Below are 12036 nucleotides of genomic sequence, written 5' to 3' on the forward strand. Positions count from 1 at the left end.
TCGGGGAACGCCGGGCGGCCCGAGAGCGCGGTGTCGTCGCTCCGGTGCGGCGGGTGCGGCGTTCGGTGATCAAGGGCAAAAGGTCGTCGGACGATCTTGGGGAGCGACCTTTTGCCCTTGATCACCGACATCCAGCCGGCGCCGCGGCCGACCGGGTCGATCTGCGGCCCGGCGGTCCCCGTGCCCGCGGAATCCCCGCAGCGCCATACCGGCGGCCGCGATGGGCAGCAGCGGTAGCGCCGTCCACACCAGCGCCGCCACCGGGTCGTACCGGCCCGCGGCCGCGCAGGTGACCGCCGCGGCCGTACCGGCGACCGCCCAGCAGAGGTTCCAGCGCGCCACCGTCGTGGTGCGGCGGGCGAGCCGGATCGTGTCGACGGCGGCGGCGAGGTCGGGGCCCGGAAGCTCCAGCTCTGCCACGCCGGGCCCGGCGCCCAGCGACGCGACGACGCGGCCCTCGGCGTGCAGGGTGCGGACCCGTTCGACGTCGCCCACGTCGGCGGGGTCGATGCCCACGGCGGCGGCCAGCCGGGCCGCGACGGCGCTGTCGTCGGCGCTGTCATCGGCGCTGTCGTCGCTGGTCACGAGGATCGGGCGGATGCGGAGCGCCCGTAGTCGCGCGACGGCGGCGGTGCTGCTCGGCCGGACCGTGTCGGCGAGGGCGAGCACCGCGCGGGCGACGCCGTCCCAGGCGACCACGACGGTCGTCGCGCCCTCGGCGTGCGCCGTGTCCTGGGCGGCCACGAGCTCGTCGGGGAGGTCGACTCCGTGCGCGGCGAGCAGGGCCGGCCGTCCCACGAGCACGGCGTGTGCGCGCACCACGTCGCCGTCCAGTTCGGAGACCAGGCCGCGGACACCGAGTCCGGGCAGCTCGTCGAGCTCGGACGCACCCGGCAGCTCGGCGTTCGTCGCGCAGGCGGCTGCTGCGATCGCCGAGCCGAGGCGATGCGTGGAGTGCTGCTCGAGCGCGCCGGCGATGCGCAGGGCCTCGTCCGGGTCGCCGCCGTCCACTGGATGGACCGCGACCAGGGACATCAGTCCGGTGGTGATCGTGTCGCTCCCGGCCAGCACGACCGTGTCGATGCGGCGGGACGCCAGCAGCTCCGGCCACGACGCCGTCGCACCGGCGAGCAGTGCGGCCGGCACGGCCACGGCGAGCGCGCCCGGAGCCGCGGCGATCAGCACCGCGACGGCGGCGGCCGGCCCGTCCCCGCTGCCCAGCCGGAACCCCAGCGTCGCCACGGCGACGACGAGGACCACTGCGGTGAGCACGCCGGCGACCCGGTCGGCCGGCCCGCGCTCGCCGAGACGACGGCCGAGCAGCGCGAGCACCGTGACCCCGACGGCGACGGCGAGGAACGGCGGCCAGCTCGCCGACAGCAGCGCGTGCAGGGACCAGCCCAGCGCGGCGAGCGTGCTGATCGAGACCAGCGTGTCGACGCCGGCGGTGCCGCGTCGCAGCTGCCTGGCCGCGGCGCGGTGGAACGGCCACGCGCCCCACGTCACGACGGGTGCGGCGAGCGCCAGCGCGATCCACTGCCAGTGGGTGAACTGCCACGCCGGCACCGTCGGCAGGGCGACGACGGGCAGTGCCAGCGCCGCGGCGGCCGCCGCGCGATCGGTGGCCGGCGGCGCGAGGGTCATCCGCTGTCCCTGGTGGGCACGGTGAACTCCGCGGTGCGGACGGCGTCGGCGTGCCGGAAGTCGAAGAAGAGCCGGTAGGTGCCTGCGGTCGGCACGTCCACGACGAGCGCGACGCCGGGCCCCGAGCGGGCGGTCGGTGCCGGCTCAGGGCCGCTGCGGGCGTGCAGGAGCGCGAGATCGGGCAGGCGCAGCGCCACGAGCTGCCCGAACCCGCCCGGCAGCGGCTGCAGGTCGGTGACGGCAGCGCCGCCGCGGGTGACGGTGGCGAACACCTGCGACGCCGTGCCGGGCACCAGGTCGCCGTCGAGGCGAACCTGGTAGTCGCCGGCCTGCCAGACCCGGCTGGGGGTGGCAGCGGCCGGCGCCGCCGGTCCGGGCACGAAGAGCTCGGTGTCGAGCCGCAGCGCCGGACCGCCGGCGGGGGTGAGCTCGGCCGTCGCCCGGTAGAGACCGGGGGCGGCCGGGGCGAGCGGCGCCCGCCAGACGGCGTCGCTGCCGAACCTCGGCTGCAGGTGCTGGTAGCCGGTGCCGTCCGAGCGCACGACGACGACCTGCACCGGCCGGTTCGGTGCGACCGTGTACCCGGGCACGACGCGCCCGTCCGGCCCGATGACGGTGAACGCCAGCTCGCCGGGACCCGCCGTGCGGTCGAGGACCATCCGGTACCCGGTCGCGGGGGTCTCGGGCGCGGGTGCTGCGTCGACCGGCGTGTGGGCGTGGGTGTGCGCCGGCGCCGGTGGGGGAACGGCCTCGGTGCCGAGCGCCCAGGACCCCCCGAAGACCAGCGCGAGCACGGCCCCGAACCCCGTCAGTCGTGCCGCCGTGGACATCGGCCCGTCCGCTCCTCCCGTGCCGCGCACACCCCCGCCATCTACAACGGCGAGGTGCGCGGATGGATAGCGTGCACGGTCGGGTGACGGCCGATCGTGCGCGTGGTGTCACCGCCCGTCCGCGCCCAGCGCGCCTTGCGGGTCCCGGCAGGCCGTGGCCGCGTACGACGGGTTCCGGTCCGCGCGTCCCCAGCCCTTGATCAGCCCTATCGTTGCGGTGTGGGCGGGTTCGTCGGACGGGACGCCGAGCTGGCGACCCTGCGCGCGCTGCTCGCCGACGCCCGCGCCGGTCGGGGTCGGCTGGTGCTGGTCGCCGGTGAGCCGGGGATCGGCAAGACCCGGCTGGCCGCGGAGCTGGGCAGGCTCGCCGAGGCCGTCGGGACGCCGATGGGGCACGGACGGGCGAGCGAGGACGCCGGCAGCCCGCCGTACTGGCTGTTCCGGCAGCTCGCCCGCTCGATCGGGTGGGCGGTGCCGGAGCTGTTCACCGGACGCGCGGCGTCGGCCGCGCCGGCCGAGGCCCGGTTCGAGGCGTTCGAGGCGTTCGCCGAGGACCTGCGGACGGCCGCTGCCCCCGTCGGGCTGCTGGCCGTGCTGGACGACCTCCAGTGGGCCGACGCGGCCTCGCTCGCGCTGCTCGTCCACCTGGCGCGGGGAATCGGTCGCTCGCACCTGCTGGTCGTGGCGACGTACCGGGACACCGAACCGGCCGGTCGTGCGGAGCTGTCGGCGGCACTGGCCGCGCTGGCCCACGAGCAGGACGTGACGCGCATCCGGCTCGGCGGCCTGAGCAGCGCCGAGGTGACCGCCCAGCTCGCCGACCTGACGGGACGGGCCGTGCCGGCCGAGCTCAGCGCCGCGATCGGCAGACGCAGCGGCGGCAACCCGTTCTTCGTCGCGGAGCTGGGTCGTGCGCTCGACGTCGGCGATGGCCTGCCGGACGTCGTCGTGGACGCGGTTCGGGCCCGGCTCGCCCGGCTGAGCGGCTCGTGCCGCGCGCTCGTCGCGACGGCTGCCGCCGTCGGCGTCGAGCTGGACCCGGAGCTGCTCGCGCAGCTCACCGAGCGGTCCGTGCCGGACGTGCTCGCCGACCTCGACGAGGCGACCGACGCCGGCATCGTCGTCGGGCGCGGGTTCGTCCACGACCTGGTCCGGGAGGCCGCGCGCTCGGACGTGCCGACAGCGGATCGGCTGGCCGCCCACGCCCGGGCCGGTCAGTGGCTGGCGGGCCGCGCGGACGCGACCGGGCGATCCGCCCGGATCGCGCACCACCTGCTGGAGTCGCTGCCGGTGGGGGACGCCGGACAGGCGAGCGCATGGGCCGAGCGTGCCGCCGACGACGCCCTCGACCAGTTCGCGTGGGAACGGGCCGCGCACCTCTACCGCCGCGCGTACGGCACCGGCGCCCCGATCACCGCGGCGCGCCGCTCCCGGCTGCTGCGCGGCGAGGGGGTCGCGCTGATCGCTGGGGGCGCGATCGACCCCGGCAAGGCCGCGCTGGCGGCCGCTGCCGGCGCCGCCCGCGCGGCAGGTGACGCCGCCGCGCTCGGTGAGGTCGCGCTCGCGGCCGAGGACATCGCCGACGCGTGGCGCTGGGGCCGCGGACGGCTCGCCGCGGAGGCGCTGGCCCGCCTGCCGACCGTCGACGACCCGCTGCGGGCCCGCCTGCTCGCCCTCAACGTCATCGAGGCCGGGCTCGGCGGCGAGGACGCGGACCGGCGCTCTGCCGAGGCCCTCGCCATGGCCGAACGACTCGGGGACCGGCCGGCCCTGCGGTCCGCGCTGCGAGCCCGCCAGATGTTGCGGTCCCGGCCCGACGGGGTGCACGAGCGGCTCGAGCTCGGCGATCGCATGCTGGCCATCGGGGTGGCCGACAGCGACGACGACACCGCGCTGTGGGGGCGGCTGTGGCGGTTCGACGCGCTGGTGATGCTGGGCCGGCTCGACGAGGCGGAGGCCGAGCTGGTGCCGATGGGCGTGCTCGCCGAGCGCGGTCGGCGCTCGATCGCGCGCTGGCACCACCTGCGCAACGTCGCCGTCGTCGCGATGGCCCGCGGGCGCTTCGACGAGGCGGTCGACGCGTTGCGGCAGGCGATCGAGCTGGTCGAGGGCCGCGCCGAGGGGCACTCCTCGCTCGTCGGCGTGCCCCTCTCCGTGTTGATCGTCATCAGTGGCTTGACCGGGCAGCCGGACCTCGTGCCCGCGCCGGCCGTCGAGGCCTACGACCGCTCCGCGCCTGCGTTCGCACGGACGATCCGTGCCGGCGCGTGCCTGCGGCTGGGCGATCGGGACCGCGCCCGCGCCCTCTACGCCGGCGTTGCCCCACCCGAGGAGTGGCCGTTCACGTCGTTGCTGATCTTCTGCTCGCTCCTGGTTGAGGTCGCCGCCGAGCTCGGACCGCCCGAGCACCTCGCGGCCGCCGCAACGGCCCTGCAGCCCTACGCCGATCTCTTCGTCACCGGTGGGGCGGGCGCACAGCTGTTCGGCGGCTCCGTGCGCACCTCCCTCGGCATCGCCGCCGCGGCCACCGGCAGGCTCGACACCGCGGTGCGCGAGCTCCGCCTGGCCGTCGCCGCGAACGAGCGCGTCGGCGCACCGGCCTGCGCAGCACAGGCTCGGTTCGAGCTGGCCAGGGTGCTCGCCCGGCGGCGCCGTACCACCGATCTCGACGAGGCCGCGGCGCTCACCGCCGGCGTGGTGGACTCCGCGGCGGCACTGCACCTCGCGCCGTTGGGTCGGGACGCCGCAGCGCTGGCCGCGACCCTGGACCGCACCCGGACCGGGCCGCTCACCCGACGCGAGAGCGAGGTCGCCGGCCACGTCGCGCAGGGCCTGACCAACCGGCAGATCGCCGCGCTGCTGCACATCTCGGAGCGCACGGCCGAGAAGCACGTCGAGAACGTGCTCGTCAAGCTGGGGCTGCCGAACCGGACGCACGTCGCGTCCTGGGTACGCACGGAAATGCGTACCGGACCTACGTAGTCGCACCTAACCCGTGACGGCCGCGCGGCCGCACCGTTCCCGGCATGCTGATCGTGGCCGGTGCGTACGGATGTCGACGTCGAAGCGCTCTCGGCGGTCCGTGACGGAGCTGGTGGCCCTCGCCAGGAGTTGAGCAGGCCACCGTCGGCGAGTGCCGAGCACCACCATCGAGCCGACGAGCACGACGGCGATGACCAGGCTCCGCACCGCCGTGGAGGCCGGCGGCCACGGGTGATACCGGTCCCGACAGGTGGCGCGCACGGGCGCGCGTCGGCGATCCTCGTGACGTGACCGACGTCGCCACCCTCGCCGAACGGGACCCGTACCGGGGCCCGTGGCCGGGTCGGGAGATCACGGCCGGCGGGGTGACGCTGCACGTGCGCGAGACCCCCGGCCCGGACGGCGTCCCCGCCGTCTACGTGCACGGGCTCGCCGGCTCGGCGACGAACTGGACCGACCTCGCCACCCTGCTCGCCCCGCGCGCCGCCGGCATCGCGGTCGACCTGCCGGGGTTCGGCCGGTCACGGCCCCTCGCCGTGCCGGACTGGACACCGGGCGGGCACGCCGACGCCCTGCTGTGCTTCCTCGCCGGCCGCGGGCAGCGGGTGCACCTGCTCGGCAACTCGCTCGGCGGGCTCGTGGCGCTGACGGTGGCGGCCCGCCGCCCCGAGCTCGTCGCGACGCTCACGCTGATCTCGCCGGCGATGCCCGACCGCCGGCCCGACCCCCGCCGGATCGTCGACCCGCGGATCTTCCTGGCCGCCGTACCGGGCCGGATCGGCCGCCGATCCCGCGCCGAGCTGGGCGCCATGACCGCGCTCGACCACGCCGCGCACGTCGTCGAGCTGTGCTTCGGCGACCCATCGATCGTGCCTGAGCACCGGCTGCGCGAGGTGGCCGCCGAGATCGAGGAACGCGGCGGCCTGCCGTGGGCGCGCGAGGCGCACAACGAGACCGGCCGGCTGCTGCTCGCCAGCTGGGTGCTGGGGCCGTCGTCGTGGCGGCTCGCCGCGCGCGTCCAGGCACCGACGCTGGTGCTGTGGGGCGACCGCGACCGGCTCGTGTGGCCCGGCCTGGCCCGCCGCACCGCAGCGGTGACGGGCGGCCGGTTGCAGATGCTGCCCGGGGTGGGGCACGTCGGGCAGATCGAGGCGCCCGACGCCGTCGCCGCGGCGGTGACGAGGATGTGGGACGACGTGGCGGAGGGCCGGTGGGAAGAAACCCGCGGACGCCGCACGTTGAGACAGGCGAAGACCGCCGGACAGAAGGAGCCCTGAGGACCATGGCGCTACCGCCGCTCGTGGAGCCGGCCGCCGAGCTCAGCAAGGAGGAGGTCGAGCGCTACAGCCGCCACCTCATCATCCCGGACGTCGGGATGACCGGGCAGAAGCGACTCAAGAACGCCAAGGTGCTGGTCGTCGGTGCCGGCGGGCTGGGCAGCCCCGCGCTGCTCTACCTGGCCGCCGCCGGCGTGGGCACGCTCGGCATCGTCGAGTTCGACGAGGTCGACGCGTCGAACCTGCAGCGCCAGATCATCCACGGCGTCTCCGACGTGGGCCGTTCCAAGGCCGACTCGGCGAAGGACTCGATCGCCGAGATCAACCCGCTGGTCGACGTCGTGCTGCACAAGACGCGCCTCGAGTCGTCGAACGTGCTCGACATCTTCCGCGACTACGACCTGATCCTCGACGGCACCGACAACTTCGCCACCCGCTACCTCGTGAACGACGCCGCCGTGCTGCTGGGCAAGCCGTACGTGTGGGGCTCGATCTTCCGGTTCGAGGGCCAAGCGTCGGTGTTCTGGGAGGACGCGCCCAACGGCAAGGGCCTCAACTACCGCGACCTCTACCCCGAGCCGCCGCCGCCCGGGATGGTGCCGTCGTGCGCCGAGGGCGGCGTGCTCGGCGTGCTGTGCGCGTCGATCGGCTCGATCATGGTCAACGAGGCCATCAAGCTGATCACCGGCATCGGTGAGCCGCTGCTCGGCCGCCTGATGGTGTACGACGCGCTGGAGATGTCCTACCGGACCATCAAGATCCGCAAGGACCCGGAGACCAAGCCGATCACCGAGCTCATCGACTACGACGCGTTCTGCGGCGTCGTGTCCGACGAGGCGCAGGCCGCCGCCGCCGGCCACACCATCACCCCGGTGCAGCTCAAGGAGATGATCGACGCGGGCAAGGACTTCGCCCTCATCGACGTCCGCGAGCAGAACGAGTTCGAGATCGTCCGCATCCCGGGCTCCGTGCTCATCCCGAAGGACCGCATCCTCTCCGGCGAGGCCCTCGCCGAGATCCCGCAGGACAAGCCGGTCGTGCTGCACTGCAAGTCCGGCGCCCGCTCCGCCGACGCGCTCGCCGCGCTGCACCGGGCCGGGTTCCGCGACGCCGTCCACGTCGGCGGCGGGGTGCTGGCCTGGGCCAAGCAGATCGACCCGTCGCTGCCGACCTACTGATACAGCTCGGCGACGATCGGTTCGAGGGCTGCTCGGATCTCGTCCGCCCGAGGACACCAGACGGTCCAGCGACTTCTCGTCGGTAGGCCGACGGGAAGTCGCTGGAGCCAGGTGAATCCGCGGGGGGGAGCAGGGACGCCTGCCTCGACCAGGTACTCGGCGATGTCGTCGTCGACGATGTCGTCGTCCTCCGGCGTCCACGGCTCGAGCCGGAACTTCCGGCCCCGGGGTTTCCTCGATCACCTGCACCGGACCACGCCGCGTACCGGCGATGCGCCGGAGGTTCGCGGACCCGGCGAGCGCGGCGACGAGCATGGCCTGACCCATCTCCGGCACGGTGAAATACGCGTGCCCGTCCACCGTCACGAGATCGTTCTCCTGTTCCGGCAGCGGAATGTCGACTATCCGGGCGTCGTCCCAGTTGATCATCCTGCTCAGGATCTTCCTACGGTCCGGCATACGGTGGGAATGTGCAGCGCCCGTACGCCCCGTTCCCTCCTGTCCGGGAGATGAATTGGCCTTCGACCTTGTTGCAGATCCCCGCGTTCGCGCACCAGGTGTCGTCCCAGTCATCCCCGATCTGGGTGGGCAAACCCACCGGCGCGACGTCGATCGTCTCGTCCGGGAACGGCCCGCAGACCCACGCGGGCTCATGAGCGGCGACCGTGGGCGATCCGGACCGCTTCACCTGCACGGAGCAGCAGCAAGGGCGGGTGGGCTGACCTTTCGGTCCGGTCCGAGCGACGGCCAGGTGCCGGGTGCTGCTGGGCCGGTCGGCCGCGGTGGCACCCGCGCGTCGAACCGGCTGTGGACCGAATGAAGGATGCGCCTGCTCCATTCGGGGAGCGAGAGTCGTTCACGGTAGCGGACGGCAAATACTCGCGGCGTCCGTCCGAACTACCGAACGTGACTCTGACCAGCGGGTAAGGCGCTTTTGGCGCATCGACAACGCCTCGCCCGTCCGGGTAACGTCGCCGTCTCGGTTGATCAGGACGGATCCTGGAGGGACCGCCGCACCGGGATTTCTGCGCAGCGCGGCGCCGTGCCCGAGCCGGTGGCCCGCCGCGCTGCGGGGCGCGCGTTCCGTCTCCCGGCAATGGGGGTCGCAACTGATGAACGACGAGGTCAAGTGCTGCGCGCTGCCCGGCTGCGATGTGGCGATCGTCGACGTGCCCGGCCGCCCGGCCCGCCGCTACTGCTCCGCAGCCCATCGGCACGCCGCACGGTCGGCGCGCCGCGCGGCGATGCGCCCGGAGGTGCAGGCGCGGCTCAGCGAGACGCTGCCGTGGCTGCGGGAACCCGTCCCGCGGCGGTCGGTTCCCGTCGCGCCGGCCGCCAGTTGGGTGCCGCCGCGGTCCGTACCCACCCGGGGGCCGCAGCCTGCCCGTACCCCGGCACCGACCCGGCCGCGGCACAGCCGCCGGCGCGCCGCCGCGGTGCTGGGCGCGGTGGGCATCCTCGCCGGTGGCTACGCGGTGTCGGCGACGATGCCGTTCGCGTCGCCCGTGCAACCGGCGCAGGCAGGGCGGGTACCGACGGACGCGGAGTGGGCCGCCGAGGCCGAGGTGGCGCTCGCGTCCGTGACCCAGCAGCTCGACACGATCGCCCGCACGGAAGCGGAGTACAGCCGGCTGCCCGCGCCCGACCGGTCGACGGTCGCGGCGCTCCCGTACGCCGCGCTGCAGCAGCGCAAGTCGCTGCTGGAGCGGCGCAAGGCCGCGCTGCAGTCGCAGCTGGACAGCTTCCGCGCGCTGGGCAAGGCGCGGGCCGATCTCGCGACGTCGCAGGCGCGGCTCGACGCCGTCGAGGCGGCGATCGCGAAGGCCCCGCCGCGGGCCCCCGGATCGTCGGAGGAGGCGACGGCGGTCGCCGTGCTCGACCAGCAGCGGGAGCTGCGCACCCGGCAGCGCGACGCTCGGAAGGCCGAGCTGGCCAGCCTCGAGGACAGTGTCGCGGCGGCCGCACAGGCACCCCTGCCCGCCGACGCCGCGCAGACCGACGCCGTCAGCAGTGAGGTTCTCGAGGCGATGAAGCGTCGCGACGGGGGTCGCCGGCCGGGTCGGCCGAGCGGGATGCCGACGAAGCCGGAGATCGTGGCGGGTCGTGGGGAGCAGCCGAAGGAGCGCGACGACACCGCGTCGAGCGGCCCGCCCGACCCGCGTGGCCCCGCCGACGACCACCCCCGTTCCCGCGCGTCCGCACAGCCCCGCAGCGACCGCTCCCCGGTGGGGCAGGCCCTCGGCACGGTGCTCGGCGGTGTCGCCCACGGGCTGGACGCGGCGACGGGAGCTGGGCAGAAGCCACAGCAGAAGGCCCAGCAGAAGCCGACGCAGAAGGCGGACCGCAAGCCTGCGGGCCCGTCGAAGCCGGCCAAGGTGGTGGACGGGGCGCAGGAGACCGTGCTCGGCAAGCGGGACGAGAAGCCGGCCAAGGCCGGCCTCGGCAAGGTGGTGGACGGGGCCCAGGAGACGCTGGCCGGCAAGCGGGACGAGAAGCCGGCGGGCCCGTCGAAACCGGCCAAGGCCGGGCTCGGCAAGGCGGTCGACGGAGCGCAGGAGACCGTGCTCGGCAAGCGGGAGGAGAAGTCGGCCGAGCCGCGGCGGGCCGGTCGGAGCGGCGGGTCGAAGCAGGACACCTCGTCGCGCGCGCGTTCGGGAACGAGCAGCTCCGGGCGCGGGAACGCGGCGGGCGGTCTCACGTACTGGGGCGGGGGTTCGGGCACGTCCGAGCGCAGCGCCGACCGGACGACGACGGCTCCTCGGCAGCGGTCAGGCGCGTCCACCTTCTCCCGCACCGACGAGTCCGGCACGAGCACTTTCACCCGCGACCGCGACGGGTTCACCGCGACCCGCACCACGCCCGACGGTCGCCGGCAGTCCGTGCGGGTCGGCAACGACGGTTCGATGACCGCGCGGGAGAGCAGCCGGGACGGCGAGTCGTCCGTGTCGCGGCCGAGCACCAAGAGCCAGCGACAGTCACGCTCCAGCTCCGACGACTCGGGCGGCGATCGCCGGTCGGGCAGCGACCGGGCCGAGAGCAGCAGCAGGACGGTCGAGCGCAGCACGAGCAGCAGCCGCGACAGCAGCAGTGCAGACGACTGATCGCCGGTCGCGGATCGCCCCGCGTGGCTTGCCACGATCGGGCGGCATGCGCAGGTAGCGTGCCGGGCGTGACCGCAGCGCCCGTTCGTGCATCCGCCCCGACCGGCCTGCCGCCGCACGTACGCACGGCGTTCGGGGTGAAGGAGAGCGAGCCGCGGCCCGTCGAGTGGGCGGGGCGGCGCGCGTGGCACTGCGGGGACGTCCTGATCCGGGCGGTCGCCGACAACGCGGTCGCCGCGTGGTCGGCCGGGGTGCTCGACACGATCGAGGTGCCGGGCGTGCGGATCGCGAAGCCGGTGCGATCGTCCGACGGGCGCTGGGTGATCGCGGGCTGGGCGGCCAGCCGGTTCGTGCCGGGCACGATCGAGCCGCGCTACGACGACGTCGTCGCGGTCGCGGAGAAGCTGCACGCCGCCACGGCCGGGCTGCCGCGTCCGCGGCTGCTCGAGGGGCGCGACGACCTGCTGGCCCGGTCGGCGGCCGCGGCGTTCGGGGAGCTGCGGCTCAGCGTGGACCGCGACCACGGCGGGGCCTTGTTCGACCAGCTCGCCGCCTACCGCACTCCCGTGGACGTGACGCCGCAGGTGGTGCACCCGGAGCTGTTCGGCGCGGTCCTGTTCGACGGCGACGCCGCACCGGCGATCGTCGATCTCGTGCCGAGCTGGCGCCCGGCGTCGTGGGCGGCCGCTGTCGTCGTGGTCGACGCGCTGGCCTGGGGCGGGGCCGACGAGGGTCTGGTGCAGCGCTGGGCGCACCTGCCGGAGTGGCCGCAGGTGCTGGTCAGGGCGGTGCTGCACCGCATCGTGCTGCACGCCCAGCACCCGGAGGGCGGACCGCGCAGCCTCGCGGGCCTGGAGCGTGCTGCGGGCCTGGTCTCCGCCTTGGTCTGAGCCCGGAGGCTCACATCCCGGGCGCTCCGCCGTGAGCGCGGGTTTGCGTGCGTGTCACGTGATGAGGACAGGACGGTAACGGCGCCTGCCTACCGTCCCCGTCGACCTGAACCCCGACGGACACCCGGGAGCAC

Annotated in this window: 7 protein-coding genes and 1 pseudogene; 5 read left to right on the plus strand and 3 right to left on the minus strand. The window is 74.9% G+C overall.

What is annotated here, in order from left to right; translation table 11 throughout:
• Window positions 1-69 precede the first annotated feature (69 nt).
• Both ACQEVB_RS12680 and ACQEVB_RS12685 read right to left on the minus strand, forming a co-directional pair.
• Window positions 70-1644 carry an HAD family hydrolase gene (locus ACQEVB_RS12680; RefSeq protein ID WP_432969424.1) on the minus strand — a complete coding sequence of 525 codons (1575 nt, stop codon included), beginning with the start codon at window positions 1642-1644 and terminating at the stop codon, window positions 70-72.
• Complete coding sequence (locus tag ACQEVB_RS12685) at window positions 1641-2474, minus strand: hypothetical protein (protein WP_432969427.1); 834 nt, start codon at window positions 2472-2474, stop codon at window positions 1641-1643. Before ACQEVB_RS12685 ends, ACQEVB_RS12680 begins: the two co-directional genes overlap by 4 nt.
• Before the next feature lie 219 nt (window positions 2475-2693).
• Between ACQEVB_RS12685 and ACQEVB_RS12690 the strand changes: the two genes are divergently transcribed.
• From ACQEVB_RS12690 to moeZ, 3 genes are all read left to right on the plus strand, one after another.
• Window positions 2694-5456: an ATP-binding protein gene (locus tag ACQEVB_RS12690; RefSeq protein ID WP_432969430.1), complete on the plus strand. Its 2763-nt coding sequence runs from the start codon at window positions 2694-2696 to the stop codon at window positions 5454-5456.
• Between the two features lie 287 nt (window positions 5457-5743).
• Window positions 5744-6733, plus strand: a complete 990-nt coding sequence (locus ACQEVB_RS12695; RefSeq protein ID WP_432969433.1) for an alpha/beta fold hydrolase — start codon at window positions 5744-5746, stop codon at window positions 6731-6733.
• Between the two features lie 5 nt (window positions 6734-6738).
• Complete coding sequence (gene moeZ, locus ACQEVB_RS12700; protein ID WP_432969436.1) at window positions 6739-7911, plus strand: adenylyltransferase/sulfurtransferase MoeZ; 1173 nt, start codon at window positions 6739-6741, stop codon at window positions 7909-7911.
• Here the strand turns inward: moeZ and ACQEVB_RS12705 are convergent.
• Window positions 7905-8126 (minus strand): annotated as a pseudogene (locus ACQEVB_RS12705) (DUF5956 family protein); the annotation flags it as partial. The gene moeZ and the pseudogene ACQEVB_RS12705 sit on opposite strands and share 7 nt — an antisense overlap.
• A gap of 897 nt (window positions 8127-9023) precedes the next feature.
• On the opposite strand from ACQEVB_RS12705, the gene ACQEVB_RS12710 reads away from it, so the two are divergent.
• Both ACQEVB_RS12710 and ACQEVB_RS12715 read left to right on the plus strand, forming a co-directional pair.
• On the plus strand, window positions 9024-11012 hold the full coding sequence (locus tag ACQEVB_RS12710) for a hypothetical protein (RefSeq protein ID WP_432969439.1): 1989 nt from the start codon (window positions 9024-9026) through the stop codon (window positions 11010-11012).
• Between the two features lie 68 nt (window positions 11013-11080).
• Window positions 11081-11902: a TIGR02569 family protein gene (locus ACQEVB_RS12715; RefSeq protein ID WP_432969442.1), complete on the plus strand. Its 822-nt coding sequence runs from the start codon at window positions 11081-11083 to the stop codon at window positions 11900-11902.
• The last annotated feature ends 134 nt before the right edge of the window (window positions 11903-12036 follow it).

The sequence above is a fragment of the Pseudonocardia sp. CA-107938 genome (assembly GCF_050936315.1).
In the GTDB taxonomy this organism is placed as follows: domain Bacteria; phylum Actinomycetota; class Actinomycetes; order Mycobacteriales; family Pseudonocardiaceae; genus Pseudonocardia.